The organism is Erysipelothrix enhydrae (genome assembly GCF_035066605.1).
Classification (GTDB): domain Bacteria; phylum Bacillota_I; class Bacilli_A; order Erysipelotrichales; family Erysipelotrichaceae; genus Erysipelothrix; species Erysipelothrix amsterdamensis.
In genome coordinates, this window is sequence record NZ_CP125807.1 from 229214 (window position 1) to 249281 (window position 20068).

General features: G+C 38.0%; 21 protein-coding genes and 1 tRNA gene. 7 read left to right on the top strand and 15 right to left on the bottom strand.

Annotation, left to right across the window (positions count from 1 at the left end; translation table 11 throughout):
- Positions 1-16: 16 nt before the first annotated feature.
- Together guaA and guaB are read right to left on the bottom strand one after the other, a co-directional pair.
- A complete protein-coding gene (guaA, locus tag LLS04_RS01275) occupies positions 17-1549 on the bottom strand; it encodes a glutamine-hydrolyzing GMP synthase (RefSeq protein WP_323611479.1) in 1533 nt (510 codons plus the stop codon).
- Positions 1539-2675, bottom strand: a complete 1137-nt coding sequence (gene guaB, locus LLS04_RS01280; protein WP_216822549.1) for an IMP dehydrogenase — start codon at positions 2673-2675, stop codon at positions 1539-1541. Before guaB ends, guaA begins: the two co-directional genes overlap by 11 nt.
- A 52-nt stretch (positions 2676-2727) precedes the next feature.
- Between guaB and LLS04_RS01285 the strand changes: the two genes are divergently transcribed.
- Together LLS04_RS01285 and LLS04_RS01290 are read left to right on the top strand one after the other, a co-directional pair.
- Positions 2728-3558 carry a Cof-type HAD-IIB family hydrolase gene (locus LLS04_RS01285; protein ID WP_323611480.1) on the top strand — a complete coding sequence of 277 codons (831 nt, stop codon included), beginning with the start codon at positions 2728-2730 and terminating at the stop codon, positions 3556-3558.
- Between the two features lie 40 nt (positions 3559-3598).
- Positions 3599-4324 carry a hypothetical protein gene (locus tag LLS04_RS01290; protein WP_323611481.1) on the top strand — a complete coding sequence of 242 codons (726 nt, stop codon included), beginning with the start codon at positions 3599-3601 and terminating at the stop codon, positions 4322-4324.
- A 325-nt stretch (positions 4325-4649) separates the two neighbouring features.
- Here the strand turns inward: LLS04_RS01290 and LLS04_RS01295 are convergent, their stop codons facing one another.
- The 10 genes from LLS04_RS01295 to LLS04_RS01340 form a co-directional block, all read right to left on the bottom strand.
- Entirely contained in the window at positions 4650-5624 is a 975-nt protein-coding gene (locus LLS04_RS01295; protein ID WP_323611482.1) for an ornithine cyclodeaminase family protein, read from the bottom strand.
- Between the two features lie 9 nt (positions 5625-5633).
- Positions 5634-6518: a sulfite exporter TauE/SafE family protein gene (locus tag LLS04_RS01300; protein WP_323611483.1), complete on the bottom strand. Its 885-nt coding sequence runs from the start codon at positions 6516-6518 to the stop codon at positions 5634-5636.
- A 13-nt stretch (positions 6519-6531) separates the two neighbouring features.
- Positions 6532-7329 carry a TrmB family transcriptional regulator gene (locus LLS04_RS01305; RefSeq protein WP_323611484.1) on the bottom strand — a complete coding sequence of 266 codons (798 nt, stop codon included), beginning with the start codon at positions 7327-7329 and terminating at the stop codon, positions 6532-6534.
- A gap of 239 nt (positions 7330-7568) precedes the next feature.
- Positions 7569-7823: a hypothetical protein gene (locus LLS04_RS01310; protein ID WP_123171174.1), complete on the bottom strand. Its 255-nt coding sequence runs from the start codon at positions 7821-7823 to the stop codon at positions 7569-7571.
- A gap of 129 nt (positions 7824-7952) precedes the next feature.
- Complete coding sequence (locus tag LLS04_RS01315) at positions 7953-8327, bottom strand: hypothetical protein (protein ID WP_013853249.1); 375 nt, start codon at positions 8325-8327, stop codon at positions 7953-7955.
- A gap of 192 nt (positions 8328-8519) precedes the next feature.
- Complete coding sequence (locus tag LLS04_RS01320; RefSeq protein WP_323611486.1) at positions 8520-10610, bottom strand: heavy metal translocating P-type ATPase; 2091 nt, start codon at positions 10608-10610, stop codon at positions 8520-8522.
- A 3-nt stretch (positions 10611-10613) separates the two neighbouring features.
- On the bottom strand, positions 10614-10949 hold the full coding sequence (locus LLS04_RS01325; RefSeq protein ID WP_013853252.1) for an ArsR/SmtB family transcription factor: 336 nt from the start codon (positions 10947-10949) through the stop codon (positions 10614-10616).
- Positions 10950-11071: 122 nt separating this feature from the next.
- Complete coding sequence (locus tag LLS04_RS01330) at positions 11072-12886, bottom strand: restriction endonuclease (RefSeq protein ID WP_323611487.1); 1815 nt, start codon at positions 12884-12886, stop codon at positions 11072-11074.
- Between the two features lie 80 nt (positions 12887-12966).
- A complete protein-coding gene (locus LLS04_RS01335; protein ID WP_323611488.1) occupies positions 12967-13734 on the bottom strand; it encodes an HAD family hydrolase in 768 nt (255 codons plus the stop codon).
- The gene (locus LLS04_RS01340; RefSeq protein ID WP_123171170.1) at positions 13731-14609 is read right to left on the bottom strand and encodes an NAD(P)/FAD-dependent oxidoreductase; all 879 of its coding nucleotides are present in this window, start codon (positions 14607-14609) and stop codon (positions 13731-13733) included. Before LLS04_RS01340 ends, LLS04_RS01335 begins: the two co-directional genes overlap by 4 nt.
- 126 nt (positions 14610-14735) lie before the next feature.
- On the opposite strand from LLS04_RS01340, the gene LLS04_RS01345 reads away from it, so the two are divergent.
- Positions 14736-14811, top strand: a tRNA-Lys gene (locus LLS04_RS01345).
- A gap of 90 nt (positions 14812-14901) precedes the next feature.
- Here the strand turns inward: LLS04_RS01345 and LLS04_RS01350 are convergent.
- Together LLS04_RS01350 and LLS04_RS01355 are read right to left on the bottom strand one after the other, a co-directional pair.
- Positions 14902-15627 (bottom strand): Type 1 glutamine amidotransferase-like domain-containing protein, encoded by a 726-nt coding sequence (locus tag LLS04_RS01350; protein ID WP_323611490.1) that lies wholly within the window; start codon positions 15625-15627, stop codon positions 14902-14904.
- Positions 15628-15708: 81 nt separating this feature from the next.
- On the bottom strand, positions 15709-15891 hold the full coding sequence (locus LLS04_RS01355; RefSeq protein WP_003774925.1) for a hypothetical protein: 183 nt from the start codon (positions 15889-15891) through the stop codon (positions 15709-15711).
- Between the two features lie 113 nt (positions 15892-16004).
- Here LLS04_RS01355 and LLS04_RS01360 point away from each other — a divergent pair, with 113 nt between their 5' ends.
- From LLS04_RS01360 to LLS04_RS01375, 4 genes are all read left to right on the top strand, one after another.
- Entirely contained in the window at positions 16005-16487 is a 483-nt protein-coding gene (locus tag LLS04_RS01360; RefSeq protein WP_323611492.1) for a hypothetical protein, read from the top strand.
- Between the two features lie 87 nt (positions 16488-16574).
- Positions 16575-17606, top strand: coding sequence for a M42 family metallopeptidase (locus LLS04_RS01365; protein ID WP_323611494.1), 1032 nt, complete (start codon positions 16575-16577; stop codon positions 17604-17606).
- Between the two features lie 245 nt (positions 17607-17851).
- Complete coding sequence (locus tag LLS04_RS01370; protein ID WP_323611496.1) at positions 17852-18670, top strand: AraC family transcriptional regulator; 819 nt, start codon at positions 17852-17854, stop codon at positions 18668-18670.
- A 108-nt stretch (positions 18671-18778) separates the two neighbouring features.
- Complete coding sequence (locus LLS04_RS01375) at positions 18779-19714, top strand: 2-dehydropantoate 2-reductase (protein WP_323611498.1); 936 nt, start codon at positions 18779-18781, stop codon at positions 19712-19714.
- Here the strand turns inward: LLS04_RS01375 and LLS04_RS01380 are convergent.
- Positions 19711-20064 carry a response regulator gene (locus tag LLS04_RS01380; RefSeq protein ID WP_323611500.1) on the bottom strand — a complete coding sequence of 118 codons (354 nt, stop codon included), beginning with the start codon at positions 20062-20064 and terminating at the stop codon, positions 19711-19713. The genes LLS04_RS01375 and LLS04_RS01380 overlap by 4 nt on opposite strands.
- Between the last annotated feature and the right edge of the window lie 4 nt (positions 20065-20068).

The following is a 20068-nucleotide window of genomic DNA, read 5'->3' on the forward strand; positions in this document are numbered from 1 at the left end:
CTCTAAAATCAATCTCTTACTCCCACTCAATTGTTGCTGGTGGTTTTGAAGTACAATCATAGACGATGCGGTTAATTCCTTGAACCTCATTTACGATACGAACTGAGATTTTTTGGAGAATATCCCATGGGATACGTGCAAAGTCTGCACTCATTCCATCAATTGATGTTACGGCACGGATTGCAAGTGTGTAATCATAAGTACGTTGATCGCCCATGACACCTACACTTCTTAAGTTTGTTAGTACGGTAAAGTATTGCCAGATTTCACGGTCAAGACCGGCTTTCGCAATTTCTTCACGGAGAATGTAATCACTCTCTTGTACAATTTTAATTTTTTCTTCATCGACAGCACCAAGAATACGGATTGCGATTCCAGGTCCTGGGAATGGTTGACGATGAACGATATGTTCTGGTAAACCAAGAACAAGTCCTAATTTACGCACTTCATCTTTGAAGAGTGTATCAAGTGGCTCAATCAATTTGAAGTCCATATCTTCGGGTAATCCCCCAACGTTATGGTGTGATTTAATTGTTTGAGCGGTCTTTGTTCCTGATTCAATAACATCTGTATATAAAGTCCCTTGTGCTAACCATTTCGCATCGCGAAGCTTTTTAGTTTCATCTTCGAATACGTAAATAAATTCGTTACCGATAATTTTACGTTTTTTCTCAGGATCATCAACACCCGCAAGTTTATCTAAGAAACGACGTTGTGCATCAACTTTAATTAAATTCATCTTAAAGTGATCTTGGAATACTTCCACTACACTGTCTGCTTCTCCTTTACGAAGTAGACCATGGTCTACAAAAATACATGTTAGTTGATCGCCAATTGCATGGTGTAAAAGTGCTGCAACAACAGCAGAGTCAACACCACCTGAAAGCGCACAGATAACATGTTCGTTACCTACTTTTTCACGGATGATTGCAGTTTGTTCTTCAACAAAGTGTTCCATATCCCAGCCTGTTTCAGCTTTACATACGTTAACTACAAAGTTTTCTAACATTTCAATACCGTTTTCAGTATTGCGTACTTCAGTATGGAATTGGATTCCATATTGTTTCTTTTCATCATTACCCATCATAACGATGTCTGTATTTTCTGATGAAGCATATACGTCAAATCCAGCAGGAACTGTTTTAACTTGATCGCCATGGCTCATCCATACATTATATGATGATGGTAATCCTTGAGTAATTGGGTTGTCTTGTTTTACTTCAATCGGTGCTAAGCCGTATTCACGTTTTGAATGTGATTCAACTTTACCACCATTTTGGTGCGCCATAAGTTGCATACCATAGCATACACCTAAAATTGGTAATCCAAGTTCAAAAATTTCTTGATCAATATGATATGCATTATCTGCATACACTGAGTTGGGTCCACCGGATAAAACGATACCAGCGATATCTTTATCTGCGCGGATTTCTTCAGCTGTAATCTCATTATCTAATAATTCACTGTATACGCCTAAATCACGAATACGACGAACAATTAATTGATTATACTGTGACCCAAAGTCTAAAACAATAATCTTATTTGCCATGATAATTTGGTGCCTCCTTCACGTTGTCAACATCGTGAGGGTGACTTTCACGAAGTCCTGCGCCTGTGATTTTCACAAACTGCGCTTTTTGGTGCATTTCTTCAATCGTTCCGCAACCACAGTAACCCATTCCAGAACGTAATCCACCAAGCATTTGATAAATAACATCACGAATTGATCCTTTAAAAGGAACCGTCGCTTCAATACCTTCTGGTACAAGCTTCTTCAATTCAGAAACGCCACCTTGGAAATAACGATCACTTGAACCACGTTGCATCGCACTTAATGATCCCATTCCAACATAACCTTTAACCTTTTTACCAAATACTTCCATTACTTCTCCAGGTGTTTCTTCAGTACCCGCAAGTAACCCACCTAGCATAACACAACTTCCACCGGCTGCAAGTGCCTTTGCAATATCCCCGGATAGTTTAATACCACCGTCGGCAATAACACCCACACCATATTGGCGTGCTACAGAGTAAACATCGTTTACAGCAGTCAATTGGGGAACCCCAACACCAGCTACAACACGTGTTGTACAGATTGATCCAGGACCAACACCAACTTTAATAACGTTAGCACCCGCATAGATTAGATCTGTTGCTCCCTGTGCAGTAACAATATTACCACCAACAATATCTAATTCTGGGAATTCGGCACGAATCATACGCACAGTGTCAATAACACCTTGTGAGTGTCCATGAGCACTATCAACCGCAACGATATCCACACCTGCTTCAACAAGTGCACGTACACGTTCTAATGATGATTCGCCAACGCCAACTGCAGCACCTACACGTAGGCGTCCTTGTGGGTCGATGTTTGCATCCTCGAATGATGATTCAACTTCAGTTTCTTTAACGGCTTTAATCATTGCAGCTTGAGCTTCAACGGGCATGTTTTTGTGCACAAATCCCATACCGCCCAATTTCGCAAGCATGATTGCCATGGCATCTTCAGTAACAGTGTCCATTGCAGCTGAAACAATAGGGATGTTCAGTGTAATTTTATCCGTTAGACGCGTTTGTAATTTAACTTGAGCTGGCACAACTTCTGACTTTGCAGGAACTAAAAGCAAGTCATCGAATGTGTAAGCTTCTTTAATTACTTTACCATTCATCATATTCATCTACCTCCATAAACTTATGGTATATTATACATAAAAGAACGCTAATATGAAAGCAAAATGTGCTAAAATAGTGAATATGGAAACTAAAAAAATAAAACTCGCGATTTTTGACATTGATGATACCCTCATCAAACGCGGAAAAGTCAAAATAGAAACAACAGCAGTTCAAGCAATTAATGATCTCAAAGCGAAAGGAATCGAAGTGATGATTGCGACCGGACGTGCTTTTTACTTCATCCATGATGATATCCACGAAACGATTAATCCTGATTACTATGTAACAATTAATGGAGCGTGTGTCTATGATCATAATAAGGATGTAATTTTTAATGTGCCAATGATACGAAGTGAGGTCAATGCAATTATTGACTATTGCAATCACCACGACATTGGTTTAGCTATGAAAATGCAGCATGATATGCGTGTCTATCGAAATCTTGAAATCTTTCAAACGGTTTATATGCAAGGCAGTGAAAAACAAGACATTCTTGTGGATTATACAGATGCTAAGTCTATCGAAGAAGGTGATGAAGTCCCTATGGGTCTCTTTTTAATGGGTGATGAATCCCTCATCGAAGCCTCAAAAGCGCTATGTCCAGATGGTCATTACGCTAAAGCCTATGCCGATGCCTATGATATATATTCAAACCGTGCTGGTAAAATAGCTGGTATCGGAATTGTATTAGACCGTCTTGGATTAACATGGGATGAGGTCATCGCATTTGGTGATGCCGCCAATGACCTTACAATGCTTGAAATGGCTGCTATTGGGGTTGCCATGGGTAATGCACCTGAACATGTTAAGGAAGCAGCAGACTATGTCACAACCGATATTTTAGATAACGGCATCTATAACGCAATTCATACATTATTCTAAAACGCCGTACCAGGCGTTTTATTGCTTTCAAGGGGGATCTATGAAACCAACACTTTACACACTTTGCCTGCTCCTTTTATTAAGTGGGTGTCACAAAGAAACAAAACAGTATTCGAAAACCGAAGGGGCAATTGGATCGGATGTCTTAGAAGTTGAGCACCTCGAAAACGTGGTCGTACCCGAACTTTTACGGCGCTACCAAAACATCAGTGTGGTTGACACACCGCCCATTGAGGAAGAAATTCTTGATGAGACGGATACAGAAGATGATGCGGATTCGAATTTAGAACAAGCGGATATTTCATCCTATGGCATCAATTATAATTATAATGGCGACAAACCCGATCTTTCTCACCCAATGATTGCAGGTATGCCTAGCAAACTGCGTCAATATTTCTATGCATTTCGTCGTGGCTACCACGAGGTTCCAGAAGGTTCGTATGCGTATGTTATGCCACATGAACCATATATCTATTTACTTCAAGATTGGATGATTATGGATACAGAAAGCATGTATCATGAGATGGCTCATTTATACGGATTTGCTACAGGTGTTCATGATACTTTAGAGTGGAAAGAAATCTATTTGCAAGAATGGCAAGATGGCACCTATGGCTCCACAAATACTTATGAAGCCTTTGCGGAATCGGTTGCCGGATATTTTATCACACCGGATCTTCTGTATGGAAAACCTCAATCAAGCGCTTATGTAGATCAAATTTTTAAGGATTCCGAAAAACCGATTATCCCTCAAGGGGCTCAATAATCCTTTTTAGTAGACACAGTTGTTTTTAAATCAACGCTAAGGCGCATAATAGCCTCATTGTTGAATGATAACGGACAGCGAAGGAACTAACATGCTTTAAATCCGTTTGATGCATGCGAGTCCTTTATGGACACGAAAAGGAAAGTGAAATGATGGTTCAGGTAAAACAACTGTGTCCATTTCTAAATTAACTCGCATTTAAAAACACCCTGAAAAAAATATCATTACAAATAAAAAAGCCTTATTCCATAAACATGGATAAGGCTTTTTTGTTTAATTTAAAATATAGCTTTGTTTGATTGAAACTACAAACATATCAATTCTATTAGATCTCAGTACCAATTCCTAATTCGCGTGCTTTTTCATAAATCTTATGAGCCACAACAACATCAAGAACAGCAGTTCCTACAGACTTGAAGAATGTAATTTGATCATCACTTTGACGTCCTTTTGAACCATCAAGTGCTAAGGTACCCATTTCCACAAAGTCTTCTTTTGTTTTTAGATTTTGTTCAAGAGCACTCAAGACATCCCCAGCTTCTGCAAAAACACCATCAAATGTATCAACCACAACAACATCTGCTTTCGCAATCGCTTCAACAGGAACTTCTTTCATTTCTGAAGTATATGCACCCACACCATTAACGTGAGCACCTGCTTTCACAAGAGAACCATCAAATACAGGACGTTTTGATGTTGTTACTGCTGTAATAATATCAGCATTTGAAATGGCTGCATCTACATCTTCAACTAAATAAATTTCAGTATTGTATGACGCAAATTTTTCATTCATACGTGCTACAAATTTTTCCGCGAATTCGCGGTTAAGATCCACAACACCCACACGGTCTAAATCACGAACAACAAGCATTGCTTCAAGTTGAGATTCCGCTTGTCCACCTACTCCAATTAAAACCGCTTCTTTCGCATCAGCACATGCAAGGTAATCCGTTGCAGCACCTTGAACAGCACCCGTTCTTAATTGTGTCAAATAAGTACCATCAATCATGGCACAAACTTCCCCAGTTTCCCCATCAAGAAGCACCATTTGTGCAGGTACTGCTGGTTTTCCAAGACTTGGATTATTTGGGAACACTGAAACAATTTTAATACCTGTAGTATTTAACTCTGAAACATAAGCAGGCATAAATAAGTTTTGCCCATTTTTCGCATCAATATTTGTACGAAGAGGTACTGTTGTACCACCTTCTGTATACATGCGTAACGCTTCTTTATCCGCTTCAATTGCTTCTTTCATTGAAAATATATTTTCGATATCACTTTTACTAATAACTAACATCATAGCCTCCTAGTTTGCTTCTACCAATTTTTTAGATTTAAAGAACTCTTCATAGATCATGCTTGCTCCACTATAGAGAAGAATTCCTGCTACAAGCCATTGTAACATACTTACATCTAAAGATTTCACAAGGAAAACCGCAATAAGAACACCGAGAACTCCAAGTGTTGACGTGAATAATGTAATCTTACGGCTGTATTCACCAAATTTAATAAATTGCATACTTCCAACAGGAACTGAGAATGTTGCAGCACCCATCATAATTGGGAAGGCAACCCCTGGGTTAAGACCCATTCCATAAACCGTAACCATTGTTAATGCATAAGAACCAATACCAATATTATTTAAAGCACCAAAGATAAAGATTAAGATCGCAGTCACAACAAGTTTCACGCCATAAAGTCCTGTAGCCGTTCCACCTGATGGAATAATATTCATTTTACCAGCAACAATTAATGTTGATGCAATCACAAGTCCAATACCAATAAACTTACGGATTAACTCTACCGGTAATTTCACAACAAAACGTGGTCCGACATAAGCACCTAAAATTTGTGCTCCAATACATACAAGTAAAGTTTTAAGATCGACTTGAATTCCTGAGATGTATGATAACGCCATTACCGCTACCGGTAAAACACATTGTGTATTAAGCGTACCCGGTAAACGTTTGTCATCTACCCATTTTAACTTACGGTATAAAACCGTTGAAATCGCAAAGTCTGAGATTCCAAATGTTGATAAGAAGAACATAATAAATGATGAGATTGCAAGACCTACAGTTGGTGCAGGTTCTGCTTTTGTTTCTTCACGGTGTGCTAATAAATCCATAACAAATTTCACTAAGAAGGTTCCGTTAATTAAAACGATTGCTCCTAAAATTATTCCTAACATAATGTTTTCTCCCTTAGAATAGTGTTTTTATTTTGAGTAAGTCGGGTCCAAATTCTTTCTTCGCTTCTTCATCTAACGCATCAATCAATCTTAAACAATACGCATCATGACGTACATTCTCTTTAGCTAAAAACACCATACTGGGTGCTTTTGTCCACAAGACCTCTACATTTTGTGGCTCTATATGACCAAAGATGAGTGCTTCATCATCGACAACAAGATTGATCCAACGACAACCACGGTTTTCCGCTAACATCGCTTCCTCAAAACCATGGGCGTAAACGTGTTTTAAATCCACATCGTAGTTCTTATCCTTGCTGTAAAGAATCACGACAAGATTTCCTGATCGTGCTTCAAATTGCTTAAGTTCGTCATAAATAAGCGGTAAATCTTCTTCCCAAACTTGTAAAAGAATTGTTGATTTCGCATCAGAAATCAAACGGCGGCATCGGTTAAAGACATTCTCATAACCTTTTAAACTCCACAACTCCGTTGATTCAATCTTATGACTAAAACGTTGTAATTCATGCGATACATCTCCAAGACGGTCATTCATCTGATATTTGAAGTTATCAATAACCTCTTGAATATCCACTGCACTGTAATGGAGAGGATCTGTTTGTTTCGAAACCAATACAGCACCTTTGTCTCTAAGGCTCTCGAGTATGTTATACACCTTAGAACGGGCTACCCCTGATAATTTACTGGCTTCATATCCCGTCATGGGATTATTTTGTAAAAGCGTTAAATAGACTTTTGACTCTGATTCTGAAAAGTTTAAACTCTTCAATAATGAAACAGCTTTTTCCATTGAATCACCTCATTTTTTGTAGTAGCTACTTACAGGTACTATTATAGTCATCATCATGAATTTTTGACGAGCGTTTCAACACCCAAAAATCATGAAATTTATAAAATTCAGGAGAAAACACTCAAAATACACCTTACTTTGTGAAATACATAGCAAGGTTCTACAATAAACTTCATAGTTTCTTCACGGACAAACATAAAAAAAACTGGTTTCCCAGTTTTCAATTTGTCGTTAATTGATTATTTTCGACGTTTTCCAAGATATTTAAGCACAAGCGATACCAAGACACACGCCATCGCAATGTATAGATACCATTGTTGTTTTGTAAAGACTCCAATAAAGACAAAAATTAACGAAGCAATACTTAAAGCGAGGGATGCAATTTCCGTTTTCTCATTCGCTTGTTCTTCTTTCACAGCAGCTTGTTTTAACTGTTTTTTACTTACATGTTCCCCAGGAACACGGTTTTTCTTTTCACGTGATTTACGACCCATGATATGTCCTCCTCATTTAAAGTTACCCATCACATCATATTAACTTGATGATGCATACACTACATTTTAAACACATAAAGACTTTATTTCAATTCATGTTGACATAAGAAAAACTACACTGGGTGTAGTTTAATCAGTCATTGCCCATTCCGGTAACACATTCCCACGGCGAACTAAAATTCCTTTTTGATAATCCGTTTGGTTAATAAAACGAATGGTCTCAAGTTCTTCCGCTTCGGTACAACCCCATAATAATTTCACTTCTAAATCTCTCTTTAAAATATCAGCGACAATCATCACAGCGTCTGCACTTGAACGTTTTAAACTCCCCTTAAATACCTTGATTTGATCTGTATCTTCAAGATACCCATAATCAACGGGATACACCATATTCATATACTTAGGATGGTGAGACCCTTTGACTTGAGAAATTACTACATTTGTTGATAATACGAGTGAATCGATTTTCTGCCAAAAATAACCATTGTTTAATAATTCCTGCATGTACATCATCCTTATCTCTCTACTGGTGATATTATAACCTTTGTTTCATAAAATGTAAATATATGATATTTTTCATGAAAAATGTTTACAATCAATCACACTTTACTCAAACCGTGATTTTCAATCCTACTTCACTTTACCTTCATGACCACAAAAAAACATGGATCTTAAGATTCATGTTTTTTTGTTTAATTAACGTTTGATACGCATAATTCGCATTGCATTAAGAACTGCAAGAATACTTACACCAACATCCGCAATAATGGCCATCCACATTTTCGCAAGTCCTAAACTACCAAGTACAAGGACTAAAATCTTAATAACCATAATCAAGATAATGTTCATGTATGTAATGCGTTGCGTTTTCTTCGCAATATCAATGGTTTCAAGAATTTGATGCGGGTTATCATTCACTAAGACAACATCTGAATATTCAATTGCGAGATCATTTCCGACTGCTCCCATTGAGAATCCAACATCACTGAGTCCTAATACTGCTGCATCGTTCATTCCATCCCCAGCATAAGCCAAGGTTGCATTGCGTTCTGCTTTGATTTTTGAAAATTGAGAAACTTTATCTTCTGGGAGTAATTCCCCGTAAGCATCGTCAATACCCATATCTTTGGCGACACGGTCCACAACGCTTTGACGGTCACCACTTAACATGATGCTGAAGATATGACGTTTATGTAAATCTTGGATTAATTGTTTACTGTCTTCACGCAGTGTATCATCCAATTCAATACCACCAATTAAGACCTCATTTAAGACAACAAGTACCGAAGTCATGTCACTTTCATAACTACTTACATCATAACCTTCTTCTTTTACGTTTTTAAGCGATCCTACAAAAACAGACTCACCATCCCAAAGTCCACGAATCCCTTTACCAAACACTTCTTTAACTTCCGAAACACGTTCTAAGTTTACGGGCTTGTCGTATGCATTCACAATCGCTTTCCCAATTGGGTGATTTGAATACGATTCTAAATGTGCTGCAATTTCTAAAACGTCTTCACGTCCTGAAACATTTGTAACGACGAGTTCCCCTTTGGTTAGCGTTCCCGTCTTATCAAAGACAACACCATCAACTGCTGCGAGCGCTTCAATCGATTCGCCGCCTTTAATTAAGATACCCGATTTACTTGCGCGACCAATCCCTGCAAAATAACCAAGCGGAATGGACAGAACTAAAGCACAAGGACAACTGATTACCAAGAAGACGAGACCACGATAGATACCATCATAGGCTACCCCTGTTGTTATACCGACATAAAGCATAATCACAAGCGCAAGTACAAATACGATTGGTGTATAAATACGTGAGAATTTCGTCATAAAGATTTCTGTTTTCGCTTTATTATCGGAAGATGCTTCAATCAGCGTTAACATCTTCGAGATTGTGGAATTTGAATATTCTTTTGTTACTTCTACTTCAATTGGAGATGAAAGGTTAATCGATCCCGAAAGAATCGTATCCCCTTCAAAAATGTTTTCAGGCATCGACTCACCGGTTAGTGATGACATATCGAATGTTGTATTCCCTGAAACTACAAGCCCATCTAAAGGAACTTGATCTGAAGGATTAATACGAATGCGATCACCAACTTGAACCGCTTCACACGCTACAATTTCCTCAACCCCATCCACAAGTTTGCGTGCAAATTGAGGACGTTTATTCAAGAGGGCTTTAATTGAAGCACGGGAATCATCGACAGCTTTATGTTGGAAATACTCCCCAACACTGTAGAAAACCATAACACCCAAGGCTTCTCCGTATTCACCAATCGCAAGTGCTCCGAGTGTCGCTACCGACATCAAAACGTTTTCATCAAAAAATTGTTTTCGTGATAAACCACTGACAAAGGCTTTAAGGACTGGCCATCCAACTACAAAATAAACCCCAATTGTCACGATATTTAACCACGGTGCGTCCATAAATAGTCGTAATGCAATGATAAAGCCACCCAACCAAATAAAGGGAGACATCCCTGCATCACCATGATCATGACCTTCATGCTCATCCTTAGGATGCTCTTGAAGACCGCCTTCTAAACTGACACCGATGTTTTCAATACTCTGGATGGAATTGGTTACATTCTTTACAAATTCATCATCCACATCAACACCTTCTTTAATTTTCAGTTTTGCTTTTCCTAAAACAACATCAACGCGTGCATCTTCAATATAGTCTTGTTTTTGAAGCTCACGTTCAATTTTACCGGCACAATCGGCACAGTGTAATCCATCCAATTCAAATTTAACTTCTTTTATTGTTTTCATCGTTTACTCCTTTACGTGATCGAGTGCTTGACTAAAGATTTGCATTACGTGACTGTCTGCGAGTTGATAGTAAGCATTTTTTCCAACTTTTGAACTTCTTACAAGATTCATTTTTCGAAGTGATGCCAACTGATGTGAGACAGCAGATTGCGTCATACCAAGAATTTCCGCTAAATCATCAACACAAACCGTTTGATGTGACAAGATCGTAAAGATTCTTAAACGGGTTGGATCGGCGAACATTTTAAATAGCATCGATAAATCAGTATATTCATCTTCGGCTAAAAGTGTTTCTTGAAGAATTTTAATTTCATCGTGTTCTAATTCTTTTTGATTCATAATCGGGGTTCCTTTCATATGAGTGGTTGTTCATATATTCATATTATACATTGCTTTATTTAAAACCACAAGCCCAAAACAGAAAAAAGTGGCGATGCCATTCTTTCGCATCGCCACTTTTTTTAAACTGTTTCTAAATCCCCTAAACGCTTAATGATATCTAAATCATGAATGCGTTTCTTTCGTGTTGCATAGTGTTTGATGATTCCTAAATCTTTACCATTTAGTAATTGAATCTTATTGGATTCTGCCAGCACGCGCGCTTCCTCTGTGTAATTCGCATTTGAAAGAATAACATGAGCATCTGCACGATCATAATAGGGAGAAGTTAAGCCCTCCATCACAGATTGTTGATCGACACAAGACTTCATATATAGAATACGAACATAGTACGTAAAGCCATCTGCACGATACAGAACCATCTCCGATGGGTTCACTTCTTGATCACGTCCCAACACCGTATAACAAAACTTACTGAGTAAGTCTTTGGTATACTGGTAAAACTGTAAATCCGTTTTGATATGAGCACAGGCTAGATCTAAGGATTGATCGCGTTCTTTTTCTTCCTCAAAAGCTTGAAACGTATCCACATATTTTGATTGATAATCTTTAAAGTATGCCTCATAGTTTTCAAGTTGTCTTAAAATCCAAATAATGTCTTTTGTTTTTGTCATTGTAATCAGCGAACCACGGCGAATGCACGCATGCACAATTGGACGTGTAATACTCTCATGTGCACACTCTGGATTTTTCGCATAATATTCCAGCCAAATACAAATGTTATCATGAAGACTCTTCTCAGGATCCACAACCACATCATTAAAGATAGATCGACCGTCTTGATCATATTTGCTATGATAAAAATCATTCACAAGATAACGGTATTCAAATTGAACCCGAATTCCTGGTAAAGGATCTAATGCATAGATTTCATGTGTTTCATGATAAACCCCAACTACAGAATCGGTTTTAAAACACGCTTCCGATAAAATCTTATATAAAGGATGACGTGCATCCAAAGTCATTGCAATGCGTTCAAAGAATAGTAGTTTTGAAATCGCAATGGCGCTCGCAATGGTTACGAAAACTGTATTTACGCGTGTTGTACGGAAAAAATCAGACGTTCCTCCCGGTAGTTCAATCGACTCATTTAAAAGATAATCACTGAGACGATGAATCTCCAAGAAGCGATTATCAAACATACTTTTCGGACCATTAAAGTTATAGCGATCATTTTCAATTTCTTTATTCAAACGATTCCAATCAGATGGATCTAAAATCCACTGAGTTAACGTTATTAAATAACGTACATCGATACCCTTTAAAAAGTTCTCATAGGTATCAAAGTTAAGACTGTGTCCAAATACATTTTGAATACATGTATCAATGCGGATTGGTTTTACCAGCTTAGCTTGGTTTTCCACTTGACGTTGAATATCCAGTATTTTAGATATCTGACACATCGTTTGGTATGACTGTGACTCCAGTGCATTACGAAACGCTTGTTCTTCGGTAAAATGGGTTTGTTGTTTCACAGGACGTTTGGGACGAACACATTTCCCGGGCCAACGCCACCAATTTAAAATTCCTAAACCAATACTCCAAACAATAATAAGTCCCATGTAGATGTAGTATAAGTCAAAGACGCGTAAAACAGAATATGACAAAATCCACATAATGACGGATAAAGACGCTAATGCAAGTAAAATTTGTCCTGGAATACACATACAAATTTCATGTTTCTGACCAAGTTTTGTTAGTTCACCACTGATCATAAAACCCAGAATCATTAACATTAATCCCAAGCCATGCATTTGAATCGATATCTCAAGTTTTCCTGGTGCGAGGAAATAAAAACATGCACCTAAAGCAAGAATTGCTCCGGCTAAAAACACAATAAAGCCAAGAAGCATCTGAAACCTCTTAAAAATCTTCATAGAATTCCCCTCTTCGTTCTCTATAATAACAGTTTTAAGCGCTTTGAACATAGAAAAAACAAGCAAAAATGCTTGTTTCGTTATTTTTTATCTAAAAGTGAGTAAATCGCATCCCCAACACTTGAAAAAACGGCTTGTGCCATTGCTTTCACCGATGATTCGCCATCAGAAACCACAAAGCCACAAAACGCATCAATCATTGGAAGGTCATTATAACTATCACCCATGGTATACACAGGTCCTTCGAAATCATAGAAATCAAGAATTTCTTGTAATCCCGTTGCTTTAGAAATCCCACGCATACCTATATCGACAGCACTCACATTTTGATACGCAACAACACCATGATCACCGTACTTTTCATTAATGTCATTGGTAAGGACTAAAGCCTTATCCTGTGATTGTGTCACGACATACATCGCTTGAACACCACGTTCGTGTTTTAAATCCGATAAATCAGTAAGCGGAATATTAGGTTTAACTGGCTGAATTAATGCATCCATGACCACACGACTTAAGCGATATCCATCATTAACACCATAAAACAAAACCCCAAAAGCTTCAATATCTACAATCAGTGAATCCACGACATTTTGATTAAGATTGCTTAAAAACAACTCTTGATAATCATGACTTAAGACAACACCCCCATTAATCCCAACAATAAAATCAACGGGTATCCCATATTTATCAATTTCCGCACATATTGAATGAATTGTACGTCCTGTCACAATACCGAACTTATGGCCTCGTCTTTGAAATGCCTTAATCGCTTCAAGATCTTTTTGACTGACTTTAGAATTTCGAAAAAGCGTTCCATCATAATCGCTGGCAAAAACTTGGATCATGCTTTCAGACCACGTTTAATACCACGAATATAACTGATCATATTCATACCCGCAATACATCCATCTCCAACGGCTTTCGCAATTTGTTGGACACCAAAGGTACAATCCCCAGCAGCATACAATCCTGGCATATTTGTTTCCATATTCTCATTTACAAGAATGCGACCATTCTCAACACCCAAGCCTAATTTATTCGCTAGATCCGTTGTCGTTGCAGATCCAATCGCAACAAAAATACCATCCAGATCAATAATACCTGATTCCATTTCTACGCCAGTAACCTTCTCCTCACCGACAACAGTTTTTACTTTTTCTTCAAGGATGATACAACGTTCGTCAAAGGTTCCGGTTATCGGTTCACCATTTGTTAGCACGTATACTTTGGATGCAATCTCAACAAGTTCCGCTGCCTCATGGGCTGCATACTCTGCACTCCCCACAACTGCAACGGTTTTACCACGATAGAAAAACGCATCACATACTGCACAATAAGAAACACCGCGTCCATTATAATTTCGAATTTTACGAATTCTCGGAATGTTTCGATGTGATCCGGTTGCAAGTAAAACACTGATGGCTTTATACGTCTCATGGATTGTTTCAACACAATACCCTTCACCATCAAAACTAATGGATAACACTTCATCTGTCACCACATCAATTCCAAGTTCAATGGCCTGATTAATCCCGCGTTCAACCAATTCAACACCACCAATGGATGTGAATCCATAGAAGTTATCCACATCACGAGCCGTTTCACTAGCACCCAAATCTTTTCCTATTACAGTCGTGTCCACATTCCCACGTTTAAGATACACGGCAGCCTGTATCCCTGCTGGTCCCTTACCAATTATTAATGCATCGGTTTCTTTCATAGATATCTCCTTCAAACTCTTTCAATTATATGATATATGATTTTCGCATTCAAGTTTGATGTTTTTAAAAAAAGTGAAAGTTTTTATTGAAATTAAAAATCATAGCGTTATAATATAAAGGCAAACGCTCCGTTAGCTCAGTCGGTAGAGCAACTGACTCTTAATCAGTGGGTCCACGGTTCGAGCCCGTGACGGAGCACCATTGAGTTTATTACACCACTTTCGAGTGGTTTTTTTTATGCTTATATACAAAAAAACAGTTAGCGTTCCATTTGAAACGGCTAACTGTTTTTTATATATTAATTTCGATTTCAAGGACATCATCTTCGTGAAGTTCATGCTTTTGAACTAATCCTTCAACATGTGTAAATACATACGCTTTACAATGATTATGTTCTTTAAAAATATGTGCTTTTGAACCTTCATAAATCATTGCAACTCCATCTTCCAAAGCAATCCCTGGCATTGTCGGATAAGCTTTATAAAACTCATCAAAGGTATCACGTCCCGGTTCATTATAATGGGGTACATGAACCGCTTGAATAAAACCAAGACATGAAGTCATGATAAACTTCCAATCCTCTTTATTATGGAACGATTCGGAATCACTATGACTGTATTGATACCAACAGTTTGATCCAGCACTAAGTCCCGCAAGAATAATACCGCGATGATAAGCATCTTTTAAGACATGATCAACACCACGTTGACGCCAAACCTTAACCATCATGCGTGTATCGCCACCACCAACATAAATTAAATCAGTATTTAATAGTTTATACTGAATCACAGCTTGGGATGGAGACTCCGAAACAAGTTTTAATACATCCACATCACAACCAAGTGCTTCAAATCGTTGTGTAAGCGCCTCAATATATTCAACACCATCAGAGCTTGCGGTTGGTAATACCAAGACACGTGGTTTCGCCTTACGTGTCATGTCCACTAATTCCTTTTCAATTGCGGGTGCACTACCAAATACATCGGTGCCCCCACCGATTGTTACGATTGTTCCCATAAAATCACCTCTTTGATATATGAGATTAACACAAGATTACTTAAAACACAAGAAATATAGAATACCAATTATAAAAACTAACTACTTGCGTTCTTCATCTTTCAGACCTAATAAGCCATAAAGAAAATGTTCGTTCAACATAATAAACACAAAAATAATTACCACAATTCCTGTTATCTTAACTTCAAGGTCAAAAACCATAAAAAAGATTGCGCAAACAAGAATTTCTACGGACCAAATCATGATTTTTTTTGAATCTTTCATTGTGATCGCACTCCTATAAGTATTATAACACCCTCCTCTCAAAACCGAAAATAATAATTGAAGGACCGCCTCATGTAGCGTATGATAATTGAAAGAGATTGGAGATTTTGATTATGTTAAAGGTTGTTGAGTTGGAAAATGAAGTTGTACATCATTCCCTAAAAATAATTGGAACACGATATACAGAGGCGGATCAAGAAAACGGTATGTATCAAAACCAATGGAAAACATGGTTTGAAGGGGATTTATTTGAAGATGTCATGAAGGAAAGTGCACCCCATTATGCATCACCCATCGGTTTGGTGGCGGAAGATGATGCTTATTGGATCGGGCAAATTTTCAGAAGTGATGCACCAGTACCGGCATCCTATGACAGTTATCCCTTACCTAATGGGGTCCTCGTTAATGTGTTTATAGAAGGTTCAACACAAAATGGTGAACTCTTTGAAACACCCCTTGTTGATTTCGCATGGGATCATTTAAAACAGGCTAATGTCATAGAGGCGGAGCGTCAACCGAAGGTAATCTTGGAACGTTATGAATATTTTGACCCAAGCCAAGAAAAAACAATTATGATTATTGGATTTGTAATTTAGAGCGTGCTTCATGCTCTTTTTTTTATGGATAACCTATGCTTAAAACTTCATCTATGGCATAATACTTGTATTATAAAGGAGACACTTATGAAACATCTTATCCATGATTTAGAAACACTTTTAAATATTAAAAGTCCTACTGGGAACACTGAAGAAGCAGTGTTATTCTGTGAAGAACGCTTTAAAGCACTTGGTTTAAAAACACGTCGAACCGTCAAAGGGGCCCTAATCGCAAGTTTAGAAGGGGAATGTACTGAAAAAGAAGTTACCTTATCCGCACACGTGGATACACTTGGTTGTCTTGTTAAAGAGATTACATCTGATGGTAAGCTTCGTCTTACTCAATTAGGGGGTTATGCCTGGGCTACCATCGAAGGTGAACATGTCGCAATTGAAACCCTATCAGGAAGTTTTTATACCGGTACTATTCTTACCAATGTCGCATCGTCTCACGTCCATGGTGCTTTAACCTCAACAACAGAACGTACACAAAAAAACTTAGAAGTACGTATTGACGAAAAAGTTAAGACACATGATGATGTTGTTGCTTTAGGGATTAATGTTGGAGACTATGTTCATTTGGATCCACGCTGCAAGATTACAGATAGTGGCTTTATCAAATCTCGTCATCTCGACGATAAAGCATGTGTTATCGCGTTATTTGGTATGGCCGAACATTTTGTATCCACAAAAACAAAACCAAGCTACACGACCAATTTCTTTATCTCTACCTTTGAAGAAGTAGGACATGGCTCTAGTGCCGCAATCCCTGAAAAGACATTTGAATTCATTGCAGTCGATATGGCAGCACCTGGACAAGGACAAACTTCAGACGAATTCTCAGTAACAATCTGTGCAAAAGATAGCAGCGGTCCTTATGATTACGATCTTCGTAAACGTCTTGTAGCGCTTGCTTCACAAAACAACATCCCTCACAAAATTGATATTTATCCTTATTACGGATCAGATGCTTCCGCTGCATTACGTGCAGGTTATGATTTTAAAGCAGGACTCATCGGTCCTGGTGTTGATGCATCTCACAGCTTTGAACGTACGCATGAAGACGCCATCAAAGCAACGATTGATCTCGGAATTGCCTACCTCAGTTCAAAATTCTAACCAAATCAAAAGATTTGGTTTTTTTTAAGAGCAAGATTCCTATCTTTTAAATGCATGTTCAATTTGTGAAATGAATCAAAGAAATGACAAAATATATCGATTTACCGCTAAAATAGATAATATACTACGCATTTATTGTGAACACTTTGAAAATTGTAAGCGTTTACTTGACACTTGATAAAAGCAAGTCTATACTGAAATTATAAGATAATGATATATAAAGAATTGTTTAGGGGTGCTAGGGTATGAATAATCTTTATTTCGAACATTATAGTTTTAGTCGTGCAGATTCGCCATTGATTGTGGAACATTGTGAGTTTGATCTTTCAACTGCAACCAATGCTTTTTACTGGCATAATGACTTTGAAATCATCTTAGTCAAAACCGGTCTTTGTGAGATTGATATTGAGGATGAGGTCTTTACAGCAATGAAAGACACCGTCGTTTTTATCAACCCCGGTCAAACACGACGTATTGTACCAAAAACAGAAGGAATAACACTGGATCGCTATATCATTGATCATCGTTATCCTGAGAATTTTAATCTTGATTTAGAACACAAACAGTTTAAAACGGTATCACTGAGGCCAGAACTTGTAGCCATGTTGCATGTTATATCACTTGAATACGATGCAAGCCTTAATGACACCACATCATCACTCAGTCCCTTAACGTATTCGCTTTTTGATATGCTGGTTAAATATCAACCACGAATCCCTGTTCACACCGATCGAAAACACTCTAAAATTGATATTGTGAAACAAGGAATTCAATATATGCATAAAAATTACAAAGAGGAATTAACACTTGATCAAATATGTCGTGATATTGGTATCAGTAAGTTTTATTACTGTCGTCTTTTTAAAGAGGAAACGGATACTACGATCGATAACTACCTCAATGAGGTAAGGTGTCATTATGCTTATGAACTATTAAGTGAGTCAAACCTACGTGTGGGAGAGGTCGCTAAAGCCTGTGGCTATAATTCTACTTCTTATTTTACCAAAATATTTAAACACTTATTTGGTTATCCTCCTTCACATGTGGAGAAAACTGTCGTCTAGTCCTTATTTAAAAAGCAGCTGAGTCCGTCGGCTGCTTTTTATGTGCACACCTCACTCTTAATTTCCTGGATGATGATACAATACTTGTGAAGTAAAAAGGAGATTGTAATGAAAATATTATTTGCAGGTGCGGGTGCCATGGGTGCTCGTTTTGGTGCCTTATTACACCGTAGTGGTAATGACATTGTTTTTGCGGATGGGTGGCAAGCACATCGTGACGCAATCAACGAACATGGACTCAAGATGATTATTGATGGTGTTGATGAAGGGTTTGTTCATATTCCCGCCGTTTCACCAAATCAAGTCGAAGGAACCTTTGACCTTGTGTTTGTCTTTACCAAAGCGATGCATCTTGATGCCATGATGCAAGACATTAAACACGTAATTACAGATACAACACGTGTTATCTGTTTACTGAATGGATTGGGTAATGTAGAGGTGATCGAACGTTATGTTCCCAAAGAGAATATCTTTTTAGGTGTTACGGTATGGACTTCAGGTCTTGGTGGTCCAGGAATCGTTGATGCTGTGGGAACCGGTGCTATTGAACTCCAACAAGTTCATCAAATTCCATCATCATTTAATGAAAGACTCCTTGAGACTTTAAACCAAGCAGGCCTCAATGTTATTTACAGTGATGATGTGAAACAATCTATTTGGAATAAAGTTGCTTTGAATTCCGTACTGAATACATACTGTACACTGATTGACTGTAATGTTGCAGAGTATGGACATTATGAAAACAATCGCATCCTCACTGAACTTGTGGTCGATGAAGTAATTGCGGTTGCGAATGCAGAAGGAATTGTGCTTGATAAGGATGCCTTGGTATCAAAAATCGAAGCTGTATACGACCCTCAAAAGGCTGGCAATCATTATCCTTCCCTATATCAAGATATGGCTGCAGGACGTAAAACAGAAATTGACTATCTCAACGGTGCCATTGCACGTCTTGGAACGAAACATGGTATCGCTACACCCGTATGTTTAGCAATTACTCATATGATTCACGCTAAAGAAGGCGTAAAGAAAACACATCGTTAGATGTGTTTTCTTTTCTCATAAGCTTCAATTAATCTTGTAATACGTTGGCTTGCAATCTCACAATTGTAAGGTTCAACCAAATAATCTTGTGCCCCTTGAACTAAAAGTTCCAAGGTGCGCTTCGGACGATATCGTGTTGTTAAGATGACGATGGGTTTGTGGTAATTTTGATTGAGCCACGAAATTAATGCTGCACCATCATGATCACAATAGTCAATATCAACTAAAAAACAATCCGTATCCTCTGACTGAAGTGGAAACGTATGTACATATTTCACACACCATGTCGGATCTAGACAATCCAAAATATCAAGATCCTGATGATGACTAATAATCGTGATTGTATACATGTCT